Annotated in this window: 14 protein-coding genes; 5 read left to right on the top strand and 9 right to left on the bottom strand. The window is 70.7% G+C overall.

Translation table 11 applies throughout. From position 1 onward, the window contains the following. Positions 1 to 38: 38 nt before the first annotated feature. The 3 genes from C7416_RS04145 (at position 39) to fahA (ending at position 3,430) form a co-directional block, all read left to right on the top strand. Positions 39 to 422, top strand: a complete 384-nt coding sequence (locus C7416_RS04145) for a helix-turn-helix domain-containing protein (RefSeq protein WP_111517239.1) — start codon at positions 39 to 41, stop codon at positions 420 to 422. Positions 423 to 832: 410 nt separating this feature from the next. Further along, the gene (gene hmgA / locus C7416_RS04150) at positions 833 to 2,152 is read left to right on the top strand and encodes a homogentisate 1,2-dioxygenase (RefSeq protein WP_111517240.1); all 1,320 of its coding nucleotides are present in this window, start codon (positions 833 to 835) and stop codon (positions 2,150 to 2,152) included. A gap of 15 nt (positions 2,153 to 2,167) precedes the next feature. Beyond that, positions 2,168 to 3,430: a fumarylacetoacetase gene (gene fahA, locus C7416_RS04155; RefSeq protein ID WP_111517241.1), complete on the top strand. Its 1,263-nt coding sequence runs from the start codon at positions 2,168 to 2,170 to the stop codon at positions 3,428 to 3,430. Positions 3,431 to 3,454: 24 nt separating this feature from the next. Here the strand turns inward: fahA and C7416_RS04160 are convergent, their stop codons facing one another. The 9 genes from C7416_RS04160 to C7416_RS04200 form a co-directional block, all read right to left on the bottom strand. Continuing rightward, positions 3,455 to 3,934 carry an ApeP family dehydratase gene (locus C7416_RS04160; RefSeq protein ID WP_111517242.1) on the bottom strand — a complete coding sequence of 160 codons (480 nt, stop codon included), beginning with the start codon at positions 3,932 to 3,934 and terminating at the stop codon, positions 3,455 to 3,457. Further along, a complete protein-coding gene (locus C7416_RS04165) occupies positions 3,927 to 4,739 on the bottom strand; it encodes a beta-ketoacyl synthase chain length factor (protein ID WP_111517243.1) in 813 nt (270 codons plus the stop codon). The genes C7416_RS04160 and C7416_RS04165 overlap by 8 nt, the downstream gene beginning before the upstream one ends. A gap of 9 nt (positions 4,740 to 4,748) precedes the next feature. Next, positions 4,749 to 5,951 carry a beta-ketoacyl-[acyl-carrier-protein] synthase family protein gene (locus tag C7416_RS04170; protein ID WP_111517244.1) on the bottom strand — a complete coding sequence of 401 codons (1,203 nt, stop codon included), beginning with the start codon at positions 5,949 to 5,951 and terminating at the stop codon, positions 4,749 to 4,751. 74 nt (positions 5,952 to 6,025) lie between these two features. Then, entirely contained in the window at positions 6,026 to 6,883 is an 858-nt protein-coding gene (locus tag C7416_RS04175; protein WP_111517245.1) for a polysaccharide deacetylase family protein, read from the bottom strand. Continuing rightward, positions 6,880 to 9,294, bottom strand: coding sequence for an MMPL family transporter (locus C7416_RS04180; RefSeq protein WP_111517246.1), 2,415 nt, complete (start codon positions 9,292 to 9,294; stop codon positions 6,880 to 6,882). Before C7416_RS04180 ends, C7416_RS04175 begins: the two co-directional genes overlap by 4 nt. Further along, complete coding sequence (locus C7416_RS04185) at positions 9,291 to 9,926, bottom strand: LolA-related protein (protein ID WP_111517247.1); 636 nt, start codon at positions 9,924 to 9,926, stop codon at positions 9,291 to 9,293. The genes C7416_RS04180 and C7416_RS04185 overlap by 4 nt, the downstream gene beginning before the upstream one ends. Before the next feature lie 17 nt (positions 9,927 to 9,943). After that, complete coding sequence (locus C7416_RS04190; protein WP_062802926.1) at positions 9,944 to 10,918, bottom strand: LpxL/LpxP family acyltransferase; 975 nt, start codon at positions 10,916 to 10,918, stop codon at positions 9,944 to 9,946. After that, positions 10,912 to 12,633 (bottom strand): AMP-binding protein, encoded by a 1,722-nt coding sequence (locus C7416_RS04195; RefSeq protein WP_111517248.1) that lies wholly within the window; start codon positions 12,631 to 12,633, stop codon positions 10,912 to 10,914. The genes C7416_RS04190 and C7416_RS04195 overlap by 7 nt, the downstream gene beginning before the upstream one ends. Positions 12,634 to 12,682: 49 nt before the next feature. Then, positions 12,683 to 13,366 (bottom strand): COG4648 family protein, encoded by a 684-nt coding sequence (locus tag C7416_RS04200; protein ID WP_111517249.1) that lies wholly within the window; start codon positions 13,364 to 13,366, stop codon positions 12,683 to 12,685. A gap of 312 nt (positions 13,367 to 13,678) precedes the next feature. On the opposite strand from C7416_RS04200, the gene C7416_RS04205 reads away from it, so the two are divergent. Continuing rightward, positions 13,679 to 13,939 (top strand): phosphopantetheine-binding protein, encoded by a 261-nt coding sequence (locus C7416_RS04205; protein WP_018008617.1) that lies wholly within the window; start codon positions 13,679 to 13,681, stop codon positions 13,937 to 13,939. Between the two features lie 38 nt (positions 13,940 to 13,977). Beyond that, on the top strand, positions 13,978 to 14,796 hold the full coding sequence (locus C7416_RS04210) for a glycosyltransferase family 2 protein (protein WP_111517250.1): 819 nt from the start codon (positions 13,978 to 13,980) through the stop codon (positions 14,794 to 14,796). The last annotated feature ends 60 nt before the right edge of the window (positions 14,797 to 14,856 follow it).

Consider the following 14,856-nt stretch of genomic DNA (forward strand, 5'->3'; position numbering starts at 1 on the left):
GTCCGCGCACTTTTTTTCACTGGTGACTGGAGACCGACATGAACAGTACAGCCGTGCCGAGAGGCGCTAGCGAACCGTTCCGGCAACTGCGGGCGCTGCGCCGCGCGCGCAAGCTCAAGCAGGAGGACGTCGCCCGCAAGGCGGGCATTTCCCGGGAGGCATACCTCCGGGCAGAATCAGGCCAGGCCGACCCTCGCATGTCGACCTTCCTGGCGGCCTGCGAGGCGCTGGGCCTGGAAGTGGTGCTGGCGCCGCAGCACCTTGCCGCCGACGTCAACGCTTTCATTGCCAGCCGCAACGGCGGCGTGACCGCTGCCTCGATGGCTGGCCAGCCCGCCGGCAACGCGCCGGCACCGGCCGCGACACCGGCCTCCGGCGGCGGTTTCGGCCCCGGCACCGGCGAGGGCCACAAACCGGTCTGATCCGCCTTCTGCCTGGCCGGTCGCATGCTTGTGCGAGCCGGTCCGGCGGCGGGCCTCCAGGCCACCCTCCGCAAGCGGCGCGTGCCCTCCGGCGCGCGCCGAGCCGCTTTTGTCCCGAGAGCCGTTTCTGGCGCCGGACAGCCATGACGCCGCAGGCCTGACTGCCTGAGCCGGCGCTTTCAAGCCTTCCTGTTTTCCTGCCGCCGTGGCGCCCGCCAGCGGCACCCTCCCGATTTCCCGGTTCGCCAGCTACAACTGCAAGAGCGACGTGTGCCACACGCGCGCATCCGCGGTTTGACACGTCCGGTTCCGATGATTACGATACGGTAAATTCATTCCACAATACGTAATTCAAGCGCCGTGCGGCCAGCGCTGCGCTGATGGACCTATCCGGAGACGCAAACAACACCATGGACCTCACGCATACCCAGCTTGCCGAGCGCGGCTATATGTCGGGCTTCGCCAACGAATTCGCCACCGAGGCCCTGCCGGGCGCGCTGCCGGTGGGCCAGAACTCCCCCCAGCGTGCACCCTATGGCCTGTATGCCGAGCAGCTGTCGGGCACGGCGTTCACGGCGCCGCGCGCGCACAACCGCCGCTCGTGGCTGTACCGCATCCGCCCGGCGGCAATGCACAAGCCGTTCACGCTGATCGAACAGTCGCGTTTCCTGAGCCGCTTCGACCAGGTGCCGCCGTCGCCGAACCAGATGCGCTGGAGCCCGCCGGCGATGCCGTCGGTGCCGACCGACTTTGTCGATGGCATCGTCACCATGGCCGGCAATGGCGGCCCGGAAGCGATGACCGGCTGCGGCATCCACCTGTACCTGGCCAACCGCTCGATGCAGGACCGCTTTTTCTACAATGCCGACGGCGAGATGCTGATCGTGCCGCAGCAGGGCAGGCTGCTGATGGTGACCGAACTCGGCCGCCTGGAAGTCGAGCCGCACGAGATCGTGGTGGTCCCGCGCGGCGTGCGTTTCCGCGTGGAGCTGCCCGACGGCGAGGCGCGCGGCTATATCTGCGAGAACTACGGTGCGCTGTTCCGGCTGCCCGACCTGGGCGTGATCGGCTCGAACGGCCTGGCCAATCCGCGCGACTTCCTGACACCGGTGGCCAGCTACGAAGACCGCGAAGGCGCGTTCGAGCTGGTGGCCAAGTTCCAGGGCAACCTGTGGCGCGCCGACATCGGCCACTCGCCGCTCGACGTGGTGGCCTGGCATGGCAACTACGCCCCGTACAAGTACGACCTGCGCCGCTTCAACACCATCGGCTCGATCAGCTACGACCATCCGGACCCGTCGATCTTCCTCGTGCTGCAGTCGCCGTCGGATACGCCGGGCGTCGACACCATCGACTTCGTCATCTTCGGCCCGCGCTGGCTGGCCATGCAGGACTCGTTCCGCCCGCCCTGGTTCCACCGCAATATCGCCAGCGAGTTCATGGGCCTGATCTCGGGCGTCTATGACGCCAAGGCCGAAGGCTTCGCGCCCGGCGGTGCCAGCCTGCACAACTGCATGAGCGGCCACGGCCCGGATGCGGAGACCTTCGAGAAGGCCAGCGTTGCCGACACCTCGACCCCGCACCATATCGAAAACACCATGGCGTTCATGTTCGAAACGCCGGGCGTGATCCGCCCGACGCCGTACGCGGCGCAGTCGGCGTCGCTGCAGCAGGAGTACTACACCTGCTGGCAGGGGCTGAAGAAGCATTTCAACCCGAACACCCGCTAAATCCCGGAGCACCCGATGACCGCCCCCCAAACCAGCTGGATCGACAGCGCCAACGACGGCAACACCCATTTTTCGCTGCAAAACCTGCCCTACGGCGTGTTTTCCACCCAAGGCCAGACGCCCCGTGTCGGCGTCGCCATCGGCGACCAGGTCCTGGACCTCGACGCGCTGGACCAGGCCGGCCTGCTGCCTGAAGCGGCCCGGGGCACCTTTGCCGCGGCCAGCCTCAATCGCTTCATCGCGCTGGGCCAGCCGGTCTGGAGCGAAACGCGCCGGCGCCTGACCGCTCTGCTGTCAGGTGCGGACGCTGCGTTGCGCGACAACGCCGCCTTGCGCGACCGGGCGCTGGTGCCGATGTCGGTCGCGACGCTGCACCTGCCGGTCGAGATCCCGGGCTACACGGATTTCTATTCGTCGAAGGAGCACGCCACCAACGTGGGCCGCATGTTCCGTGATCCGGACAATGCGTTGCTGCCGAACTGGCTGGAAATCCCGATCGGCTACAACGGCCGCGCCAGCTCGGTGGTGGTGAGCGGCACGCCGCTGCATCGCCCCAACGGCCAGATCAAGCTGCCGAACGAGGCGCGCCCGGTCTTCAGCGCCTGCCGCAAGCTGGACTTCGAGCTGGAGATGGGCTTTATCGTCGGCAAGCCCTCGACCCTGGGCGAGCCCGTCAGCACTGCCGACGCGCCGGCGCATATGTTCGGCATGGTGCTGCTCAACGACTGGAGCGCGCGCGATATCCAGCAATGGGAATACGTGCCGCTGGGGCCGTTCAACAGCAAGGGCTTCGGCACCTCGATCTCGCCGTGGGTGGTCACCATGGAAGCGCTCGAGCCGTTCCGCCGCGACAATCCCGTGCAGTCGCCCGAGCCGCTGTCGTACCTGCAGCAACAGGGCAAGAACGCCTACGACATCGCGCTGGAAGTCGCGCTGCAGCCCGCCGGCGCGGCGGCTCCCAGCACCATCTGCCGCACCAACTTCAAGGCGATGTACTGGACCATGGCGCAGCAGCTGGCGCACCACACCGTGTCCGGCTGCAACGTGCGCGTGGGCGACCTGATGGGCTCGGGAACGATCAGCGGCACCACGCCGGACTCTTATGGCAGCCTGCTCGAGCTGACCCGCAACGGCGCCGAGCCGCTGACGCTGGCCGATGGCAGCCAGCGCAGCTTCCTGCAGGACGGCGACGACGTGATCATGACCGGCTACTGCCAGGGCGACGGCTATCGCGTCGGCTTCGGTACGGTGTCGGGCAAGATCCTGCCGGCGCGCTGAAGCGAGGGCGCTGGCCGGCAGGCTTCAGCCGGCGTCAGCGCCAAGCGCGGCGGCATCCAGGATGACCGCCGCGCGGCCAGACAGCAGCGTACGTCCCGCGGCGCTGACGGCAAAGGCGTAGAGCACGGTGGCACCTTCGCCGCTGATGCGCTCCGCCGAGACTTCCAGCGGCGCCGCGATGTCGTCGAGCCGTTCCACCTGCAGCACCAGCTTGCGCACGCTCGCAAGATAGCCCGTGCGCGGGCGCCGCGGCGCGCCGCCGCCCTGTTCGGCATCGGCCAGCAGGGCGCCATGCACGGCCATGGCTTGCGCGGCATATTCGATCCCGCACACCGCTGCCAGCCGGTCCTGCGCGCGCAGCGGATTCTCCGCATGCGTGTGGCTGGTTGCCGTGCAGCGGATCGATGCCGCATCCCACGCCACCACGCCGTCGAGCAGGCACATGCTGCCCTGATGCGGAATGCGCGCCGCGATCCAGGCGCGGTCCCTGATCACTTCAGGCATGAGCCTGGCTGCCGAGGCTGGTGACTTCAGCTTCGATCCGCAGCGTGTCCAGATAATCCAGCACCACCGTGCCGGTCTCGCCACGGGCGATGGCTGCCAGCAGCGGCAGCACGCGCGCGGCCGGGGCGGACTGGCGCAGCGCTTCCAGCGCGGCGTCCGGCATCGCGGTGGCCGGCGCCTGTGTCAGCGCCACCGCGATGCGCGCCAGCGAGCGCGGGCTCGGTTGCGGCGTGAGCAGCAGGGCCACGCCGAACGGATCGGGAATCGGCCGGCAGCTGTGCAGCGGCTCAGGATAGCCGGTGTCATAGGCAATCAGCAGGCAGGGCTCGGCATCGGCGCTGGCCTGCAGCACGCCTTCCAGCAGACCTGCGCCAAAGCTGCCGTCCATCGCGCACAGCACGTTGGAGGCGCGCATCGCGCCGGCGGCAATCGACCAGTAGCCGGCGGTCGCGTTGTGCACCGAGTTGTGAAAGCGCGTCGGCGACATCAGCGGCTCGGGCTGCGCCAGCGCTTCGCAGATGGCATGGAAGTTGTGGCCATCGCTGCTGGACGAGGTGAAGATCGTCGGCAGCTGTGCGGCATCGCAGCCGCCGGCCGCCACTGCCTGCTGGCCGACGCCAAGCGCCAGCCGGACGGTGGGTCCGGTGCGGCGGCGCTCTGCCGGTGGCAAGCCCGACGGCAGCGGCAGCTCGGTGGCCGCATGCGCGTAGGGCGCGCGCCCGGCGAGCACGGCACTGGCCTGCTGCCAGCCGCTCAGGCCGGGGCCGAGCAGGCCGATGCTTTCGAGATAGACGGGCTGGGGCATGGCGCTGGCTCAGTGAGCGACCGCGTCCGCACGGGCGAACAGCAGGCTGCAGTTGGATCCACCGAAACCGAACGCATTGCTCATCGCGTAGCGCAACGGCGTGTCCTGGTTGGCGAGCTGGTAGTTCACGCCGAGCGCGGGGTCTGGCTGCGTGGTGTTGATGCCGGCCGGCACCAGGCCGTGGCGCAGCGCCAGCGCGCAGATCACCGCCTCGAGCGCGCCGGCCGCGCCGAGCGCATGGCCGGTGGCGCCCTTGGTCGAGCTGCACGGCGTGCCGGGCAGCACCGCGGCCATGGCCAGCGCTTCGGCGGCGTCGTTGCTGCGCGTGGCGGTGCCGTGCAGGTTGACGTAGCCGACCTGCTCCGCCGCGATGCCTGCGCCGGCCAGCGCCTGCGCCATCGCCATGCGCGCGCCGAGCCCCTGCGGGTGCGGCGTCGACATATGGTGCGCATCGCTCGATTCGCCGATGCCTGCGAGCAGGATGGCATCGTCCGCGACCGTGCCGGTCACGCGTTCGAGCAGGCCGAACACCGCGCCTTCGCCGATCGAGATGCCGTTGCGGGCCACGTCGCAGGGCCGGCACGGCTGGCGCGACAACAATTCCAGCGCATTGAAGCCGTACAGCGTGGTGTGGCACAGCGAGTCGACGCCGCCCACCACGGCCGCATCGATCAGCCCGGCCTCCAGCATGCGCCGCGCCGAGCTGAACACCTTGGCGCCGGACGAGCACGCCGACGACACCGCCGCCGCCGGCCCGGTCAGGCCCAGCTGCCGCCGCAGGAATGCCGGCAGCGAGTAGGGGTTGTGCGTGCCGCCGTAGTGGAAGTCCGGCGGCAGCGCTCCGCTGGCCGGGTCGCGCTGGCGGTAGCCCAGTTCCGTCTGCAGCACGCCCGCAGTGCTGGTGCCGAGAAAGACCCCGATGCGGTGGGCGCCGTAGCGCGCCGCCGCCTCGCGCACGCGTGCGGCGAAGTCATCCTGCGCCAGCGCCAGCTGCGCCAGCCGGTTGTTGCGGCAGTCGAACTCGGCCAGCGCGGCCGGCAGCGTGACGGCGTCGAGGCCGGCGACTTCGCCGACATAGGTGTCGAGGGCGACGTCGCCGAAGCGGCACGGCGCCAGGCCGCCGCGCTGCGCGCGCAGCGCCGCCAGCGTGGCGTCGAGGCCGGCGCCGAGGCAGCTGGTGGCCGTGAAATGCGAGAACAGGAGCGGGGACACAGCTTCGGTGAGGCGAATGAAAGGAATCTCTGAAGGCTCTGAAGGCAGCGGCAATTGTAACAAGCCGCGGCGGCTCAGCCCGGCGGCACCGCGGCGCGCAGCGTCACGCAGCGCAGCCCGGCCCGATCGATCGCGCCCAGCAGGCCCGGCAGCACGGTGGTGCAATGGGGATGGCCGGCAGGGTCCAGGCCGGGGTTGCCGTCGTGCAGCAGCAGGATGTCGCGCCCGGCCAGCCGGCCGGTCAGGCGCCGCGCCACGCGCGCGGCGTTGTTGCCGTCGAGGGTATCGAAGCCGCGCCGGGTCCAGGCCGCCAGGTGCAGCCCGAGCCGGCACAGCACCGGCTCCAGGAAGGGATTGCGCAGCCCCGCCGGGGCGCGGAAGAAGCGTGGCGCCTGGCCGGTGATCTCGGTCAGCAGTAGCTGCGCGGCGGCGATGTCGCGCTGCATGCGGCCGGGCCCGAACGTGGAAAAGTGCAGCCGGTGGTACATGCTGTGGTTTTCCACGGCGTGGCCGCGGCGCACGATCTCGCGCACCAGTTCGGGATGCGCCGCGGCGCGCTCGCCGATGCAGAAAAACGTCGCGCTGGCACCGTGCTGGTCGAGCAGGTCGAGCACCCGCGGCGTCAGGTCCGGGTTGGGGCCATCGTCGAAGGTCAGCGCCACGCAGCCCTCGGCCGATGGCGGCAGGCGCAGCAGGTTGGGGCCGAGCCAGGTGCTGCGCGGCCACAGGCCGGCCGCGCACATCGCGACATGCGATGCGCCGATGCCGGCCAGGCCCCAGCCCAGGCCTTGCGGATAAGCGAGCATGGCGCCGACGGCGCCCACGTGCACCACTGCGGCGCCATAGAGCAGCGGGGTGGGCCGCCAGGGGCGGCTGGGAGGACGCCCGGGCAGGGTAACGTCCGGTGCGCCCGGTGCGGATAGCGGCTTCATGTTGCACTCCCGGCCTTCGCCGCTGCCGCGGGCGAGGCCGCGGGCGCGAGGATGGCCGAAAACCACAGCGCCAGCACGGCGCCGGGGCCGACCGTCAGGCCGAATGCCTGCAGCAGCGGCAGGCTCGACAGCGACAGCAGGCCGAACGCGGCGACCGTGGTCAGGTTGGCCAGCAGCAGCGACACCAGCGTGTGCGGCGAAGCACCAGCCTCCTGGCCGTCTGCCGCCGGTCCATTAAAGAATAGCGCGTAGTTGGAGCCGACCGCGGCCAGCAGCAGCAGGCCCACCAGGTGCAGCAGCGTCAGCGCCTGGCCCAGCGCCACCAGTCCGCCCAGCACCACCATTGCGGCGGCGGCCAGCGGCAGTACCGTGGCCAGCACCCGCCGCGGCGAGCGCAGCGCCAGCGCCAGCAGGGCGATGATCGCCAGCAGTCCGGCCAGCGACAGCAGCAGGGCCTCGCGCAGGTAGCCCGCATAGAGCCGGTCGGATTCGCCCTTCAGGTCGACGAACAGCGTATCGGGAACGCCCGCCCGCTGGATCGCCGCGCGCACCGCGGCGCTGTCGACGCCGTCGGCCGCGCTGGCATGGTTCGGCGCAAGCACCGGCGCGCGCAGCGGCAGCGTCGCGCTCCAGCGGCCTTCGCGCTGCACCAGCAGCGCGTCGACCGCCAGTGCCATCGAGGTGCCGCGCAAGCTCTCGCGTTGCAGCAGGGGACCGGTGCGGGCCGCTTCGGCCTGCGCCAGGAACGGCGCGAACACCGATGCGCGCACCGGCTGGCCGGCGATCGCGGACTGCAGCCGCTGCGCCAGCACGTCGGGGGGCGGCAGGCTGGCCTGGCGCTCGCGCTGGGTCGCCGCGCTGGGCAGGTAGCGCGCCGGGCTCTCGTAGCCGCCGATAAAGTTCTGCGCCACCAGCGGTTCCAGTTCGTGCGCCACGCGTTCCGCGCCCTGCAGCACGGATTCCTGGTCCGGCCCCGACACCACCACCAGGTAGCGCACGTCCGGTGCGCCCAGGTTCTCGCGCAGCGAGGTGTCGAGCGCCTGGTCGCTGGCCGATACCGGGCTCAGCGCCTGCAGTTCCCGGCCCCACAGCGTGCCGCGATGCTGGACCAGCACCACGCAGGCGCCCACTACAAGCAGCAGCACCAGCCAGCGCAGCCGGGGCGCGCGCGCGGCCAGCCATTGCAGCTTGCGGCCGAGCGGTGCGACGTCGCGCAGCTGCAGCGTGGCCGGCACCAGCTGCGGCAGCACGAAGCGCGTGACCAGCGCGGCGGTGGCGAGCCCCGCGATCGAATACAGCCCGAGCTGCGCCAGCCCGGGGAAGCCCGACAGCAGCAGCGATGCGAAGCCGCACACCGAAGTCAGCACCCCCAGGCGCACGGTCGGCCAGAAGCCGCGAAGCCACGCACGCTCGTCGCGCCGGCCATTGCGTGTGTACTGCGCGGACTGCACGAACAGGTAGATCGAATAGTCGACCGCCTCGCCGATCAGCGTGGTGCCAAAGCCCAGTGTCAGGCCATGCACTGCGCCACCGAAACCCAGGCTGACCGAGGCAATGCCTGCCAGCGCGCCGCTGAGCACCGGCACCAGCCCAAGCACCAGCAGCGGCACCGAGCGGTACACCGCCAGCAGCAGCGTGACGATGATGGCCAGCCCGATGGTCGAGAGCCGCTCGACGTCGTGCCGGATGGTGTCGCGCGCCTTGACCGAGAACACGCCCGGACCCGTCATCACCAGCTGGTAGGAGCCGTTCGCGGCGGCGCTGGCAAAGGCTTGCTGCACGGCCGCCATCGCCTCTGCCTGCGCGTCGGTATCCGAACCCGCGCCGGCGGTCTGCGCCAGCAGCAGCGCGCGCTTGCCGTCGCGCGAGGCCCACGCGCCCGCATGCATCGGCACGCGCTGGCCGGCATCGAGCTGCGCCAGCATCGCCGCGACCTCGCCGGTGGGATCGCGCGGCAGCAACGACTTGGTGAAGAGCCCGGCCGAGGACGCCAGCAGCGCGAACGAATCGTTGACCGCCTGGGCCAGCCCGTGTTCGCTGAACCGCTCCGGCGTGACCTGTGGACTGAGCAGGTAACGGTGCGCGAACACGTACTCGCGGTCCGCCGCCTGGTTGACCGGCTCGCCGTTCTGCACCGAGGCGAAGCGCGGATCGCCGCGCAGTTGCGCCGCCATCGCGCGCGAGACCCTGGCGCGGCCATCGGCATCGCCGCCTTCGATGCCGACCAGGATCAGGCGCGATACCAGCCCGTCGCGCAGCTGGTTCACCAGCAACTGCTGCTCGGCGCTGGGCAGCCGCGGCAAAAAGGCGGACAGGTCGGCGGTGAAGCTGGTGCGGCTGACGACCGCGGCGCAGGCCAGCAGTGCCAGCACCCACAACGCCAGCGCCAGGCGGCGCGGTGCCGCGCTCATCGGTTGGCGGCCGGGCGGATCTTCATCACCGAGCGGTCACCGTCGGCCTGCCGGATCTCGACCTGGTCCAGCACATCCTGCCGGCCATCGATGCGCACCTGGCTGACGGCCGCGGCCATGCGCGAGTCCGCCGGCGTCAGCGTCAGCGTCCAGCGGCTGGCACGACCCTCGACGCCGAGCTTGTAGTAGCGCTCCAGTGCATCGCGGTTGCCGGCCAGCGTGGCGCGGATGCTCTCGATAAACGCGGCGATCTCGGGGTAGTTCTGCAGCGGCATGGTGTAGCGCTTGCCGTCGCGCTCGACCGTCAGCATGTCGCCGTCCAGCAGCAGGTTTTCCGCCTTGGGGGTGATCGTGCGCTTTTCCAGGTGGTCGGGCGCGGTGAAGCGCAGTTCGCCCGACGACTGCACCGGCTTGTCGAGCAGCGCCAGGTACTTGGTCTCGGTAAACAGCACGCGCCCCGACTTGCGCTGCGCCAGCGTGGACATCAGCTGGTCGACGCCGAACGCGGCGGTGGCGGCCGGCGCGGCGGATGAGGCGGGTGCTGCCGTGGCCGTCAGCGGCGCCAGCGCAAGCAGTGCGCTTGCCAGCAGGGTCGACAACGAATAGCGGAAAGGGCGCGCGGAGAAGAACATCAATGGCGGCTCGCGGGTTAGGGCTCGTTGCCCGGCGGCGGCTGCTCGGACAGCGGCGGGCCGGCGTGCCAGAAATCATAGAAGTTGAACCAGTTGTACGGGGCGCTGCGGCTGAATCGCTCCAGCAGCCGCACATAGTCCGCCAGCGCCGCCTGCACCGCCGTTTCGCGCTGGCCGCGCGCGGTCTCGGTGAAGTCCGCCAGCGGCACGAAATGGACATCGTAGCGGTTGCCGCCGCGGTACAGGCCGGTGATGAAGAACACCGGCCGGCGCAGCATGGCCGCCATGCGCAGCGGGCCGGTGGGGAAGCCGGTCGGCGCGCCGAGGAAATCGCACTGCTGCACCGGGTCGGTGGCGCGCTGCGACAGCGTGCGGTCGGCCAGCATGCCGATCATATAGCCGCGGTCGAGATAGTCGCGCACGCGCAGCATGGTATCGAAGCGGCCCAGTGCGATCACGTCCTGGCGCATCGCCGGGTTGATCGACTGCAGCACGTCGTTGAGCTTGTGCGCGTTCTCTTCGTACATGGTGATCGCGACCTCCATGTCCGGATGGCGCCGGCCGAGCGCGCGCACCACCTCGAAACTGCCCAGGTGCGCGCCCAGCAGGATGGCGCCGCGGCCGCGCGCCATCGCGGCTTCCAGCAGGTGCTCGCCATGCAGGCGGATGTCGAACAGGTCGAAGCGGCCGTTGAGCAGGTAGATGCGGTCGTGGATGGTCGAGGCGAAAGTGAACACATGCCGGTAGCCGTCGCTCCAGCCGGCCTGGCGTCCGAGCACGCGGTCCAGGTACGCGCGCGAGGCATGGCGTGCCGCCGGCGCGAACAGCATGAAGTAGGCGGCAATCGCGCGCAGCACCACGCGCCCGGCGGGCCGGCCCAGCGCCAGCGAGATCCACGTCATGACGCGCAGCAGCGTGATGCTGCCGCGCTCCTTGCGGCTGGACCATTCCGTATCCAGCGGCGCCTGTCGCCGCCACAGCCAGCTCAGCATGGCAAGGCTCCGGCTTGCGGCGCGTTGGCGCGTACCTGCAGCGTGCCGCTGGCGACATCGCGCCCGGCGCTGCGCAGCGTGAAGCGGATGGTCTCGGCGCCATCGGCGGCGGCCTCGGACTGGTGCAGCACCTCCACGCGCTCGCCCGGGCGCACCGGGCTCAGGAACTTCAGCAGGCTGGCCTGCGCGACGGCAAGCGGGCGGCCCAGCGCGGTGCCGAGCGCCAGCACGGCATGGTCCAGCAACACCACGCCGGGAACGATCGGATGGCCCGGGAAATGACCGGCCATGGCAGGGTGGCCCGGGTCGATGACAAAGCCTGGCGGCGGCGCGGCAGCGCGGTCCTGCGTGCTGGACAGGGTTGCCAACAGCGCGGCCAGCGCCTCGCGCGGCAGCTTGCCCGCGGCATTGCGCGGCAGGCGGTCGGCAAAGTACAGCGGGCGCGGCATGAAGGCCGGGTCGATCCGTTCGCGCAGCGCCTGCTGCAACCGCGCCGGCGCCACGCCCGGCGCCACCACCACGGCTACCAGCCGCACCACGTGCCCGTGCGCATCGCCTTCATGCGCGTCGTCCGGCATGAAGAACGCCCCGTCGCGCACGCCGTCAATCGCGGTGAGCTGGTGATTCAGGTAGCCCAGCGAAGTCCGCTTGCCGGCGATATTGAGCAGGTCGGCCTTGCGCCCATGCAGCAGGAAGCGCTGCGCATCGAGTGGGGCGATGGCGTCGCCCAGCGGCACCGGCTGCTCGATATGGCCGCCCTCGGCCCAGGTTTCGGTGTCGTCGCCGGTGGCGCTGGGGCGGGCTTGCAGCCGGACCCCCGGCACCAACGTCCACACGTCTTCCTGGGCGGTGCGGCGGGTGGCCAGTTGCCCGGTCTCGGTGCTGCCGTAGATTTCGCGCAGCGGCGCGCCGAACAACGCCTCGGTCTCGGCGGCGAGCTGGCGTCCCATCGGCGCGGTGGCGCACAGCACCAGGTCGGCCGCGGGCATGGCGACCCCGGACTGCACCAGCGTGCGCAGATGCACGGGGGAACTCACCAGCGCGCGCGGTGCCGGCACCGCGGCCAGCGCCGCGCTGACATCGGCCGGATAGAACGCCGGCGCGGCCACCAGCGCCGCGCGGCCCTGCAGCACCAGCATCACGGTGGCTTCGAGGCCGAACATATGCTGCGGCGGCACCGTGCCCGCCAGCGTCCACGCGCGACCGTCCAGCAAGCCCAGCCGTTGCGCCGCGGCGCGCGCGCTGCCGGCCATGGCGCCCCAGGTCTTGCGATGCGGCACCGGCGTGCCGGTCGAGCCGGACGTGAACACGTAGGCCATCACCTGCGCCGCCGGAATCCGCGGGATCTCGACGGGGCCGTCGGCGGCGATGGCGGCCAGGCCATCGTGGTAGTGCAGCGCCGGCATGGCGAAGGCCGCGTCGGGCTGGTCATGCAGGCAGAAGGCGTCTGGCGCGAAGGCCAGCAGCTGGCGCACCGTCTCGGGCGTGTGCGACGGCGGCAGCAGCGTGGGCTTGCCCGCCAACAGCGCCGCGCACAGGCCGACGGTAAAGCGGTAGCGGTCGGTGCAGGCGTTGAACACATGGCCGCCAGCGGGCAGGACGGCCGCCAGGCGGGCCGCATCGGCCAGGAACTGCCGCACGGTGACGGGCCGTCGGTGCACCCAGGCGATGATGTCGTCGGGCGTAGCGTGGGCAACGATGGGGAATGAGGTCATGGACGGAGCCTGTGCCTGTTGCGCGGGGCCGGGGCCGGATGGCGGCGCGTCAGCGCGGCAACCCGGGCCGGGCCGCACGGGCCGTCATCAGCGCGCGGTAGCCATGGACCGCGTCGAGCAGGCCGCGGTGGCGCATGCCCGGAAAGGCGAGGCGGCGGTACAGGGCCTCGCCTGCGAACATCATGGCGATCAGCACCGGCGTGGCCAGGTTGGCGAAGCTGGACCAGGCCGCGACTGGCGCGAGCACGAACAGCAGCGTCGAAACCCCCACCATCGCCGCGAAGAACAATGTCCAGGCCTGCGTCACGCGTACCGTGTAGCGCGCATGCGCGGCGGACAGCGGGCCGTGGATGGCGGTGGCGATCTGGGTGCAGAGCGGGGTGCGGCCGCGGCGCAGGCTGAGCGCGAACATCGCCCCCAGCGCGGCATTGGCGCCCGCATGCTGGAGGTAGTAGGTCCAGCCGAAATGGCCGGACAGCGGTGCGCGCCACAGCCACAGCGCCGCGCACGCGGCGAGCAGCACCAGCAGGGCCGGGACCGCCCCGGCCAGCCGGCGGCAGGCGACGAAGCCGATCAGCAGGAATGGCGCCGCGCCGAGCCACAGCGCGGCCACCTCGGCGCCCGGCTGGTGCGCCGCGCGATGCAACGCCGACTCGTAGACCACGAAGGCCGCCACCGCGCCGAGCCAGGCATGGCGCCGCCACCACGGGGCGGCAGCGTCCGGCGCAGGCATGGCGGCGGGCGGGGAACGGCGGTCGACGGGCTGGCTCGAAGGCATTTGTGGGAGGCTTGGTGTGTTGCGTAAGGCGCTTGGAGTGCGGTGTGCCGGGAAAGGCGCCAAGTGGCACGCGAAGCGAACGCTTTATACCCCAAAAGACCCTCCGGACGCGATCATGATTCCCCAATAGGTCGTTGATGTTGTTACTAAACTTCTCTCGACTGGCCCGGGAATGCCCCGTTTGATAGCATTCGGGTGCCCGACGCCCGCAGCGGGATCCTCGTGCCCGGCACGGGCGGCGCAGCGGCGTTCCAGCCATCTAGCAACATGACCGAACTCGAAACCGAACTTGCCCGCCTGATCCTCGACGAACTCGACATCGCCGAACTGCGGCTGGAGGACATCACCGCCGCCACCCCGCTCTATGGAGAAGGATTCGGGCTGGATTCGATCGATATTCTCGAGATCGCCCTGCTGGTATCGCGCAAGTACGGCGTCGAACTGCGCTCGGACAATCCCGACAACAAGACCATCTTCACCTCCCTGGGCAGCCTGGCCGCCTATTTGGCGGAACACCGCACGCGCTAGCCCGCCACCGCTTCCTTCAGCCCGGACAGGACCACGACATGCCGCAGCAAGCCACGCCCGCGCCGGCGCTGGTGGAAGGCGGCGCCCCGCCTTCGGCGACCCACTTGGTGCTGATCCCCAGCTATAACCCCGGCGAGCGCCTGCAGGAGGTGCTGCGCGGCGCGCGCGCGGCCTGGACCCCGGTGTGGGTGGTGGTCGACGGCAGCACCGACGGCAGCACGCAGTGGCTGCAGGCGCAGGCCGCCGCCGACCCAGGCCTGCAGGTGTTGGTGCTGCCGAGCAACCAGGGCAAGGGCGCCGCGGTGCTGCACGGCATCGAACGGGCCGCGGCCGCCGGCTACACGCATGTGCTGGTGATGGATTCCGACGGCCAGCATCCGGCCCACCTGGTCCCCGAATTCATGGCGGCGTCGCAGCGCGACCCCGGCGCGATGGTGCTGGGCCGCCCACGCTTCGACGCCAGCGCGCCGCGCGAGCGGGTCTACTGGCGGCGCATGTCCAATTTCTGGGTCGATGTGGAAACGCTGTGGGCAGGCATCGGCGATTCGCTATTTGGCTTTCGCGTCTACCCGATCGCGCCGCTGCGCGCGGTGATGCAGCACAGCCGGTGGATGCGGCGCTTCGATTTCGATCCGGAGGTGGCGGTGCGCTTGTGCTGGCGCGGCGTGCGTCCGCTCAACCTCGACGCGCCGGTGCGTTACTTCGGCCGGCAAGAGGGCGGCGTCTCGCACTTCCGCTACCTGCGCGACAACCTGCTGCTGACCGGCATGCACCTGCGGCTGCTGGCCGGCTTCGTGGTGCGGCTGCCGGTGCTGCTGTGGCGGCGCTTGCGCCGGCCGCCCAGTCACGTGGCGTAACCCGGCCCAAACAAAGCAGGCCGCACGCAGCGGCCTGGTTCCTGGTAGGACGGACCGACC

Origin of the sequence: Cupriavidus phytorum, assembly GCF_003254285.1 — a bacterium.
Lineage (GTDB): Bacteria > Pseudomonadota > Gammaproteobacteria > Burkholderiales > Burkholderiaceae > Cupriavidus > Cupriavidus phytorum.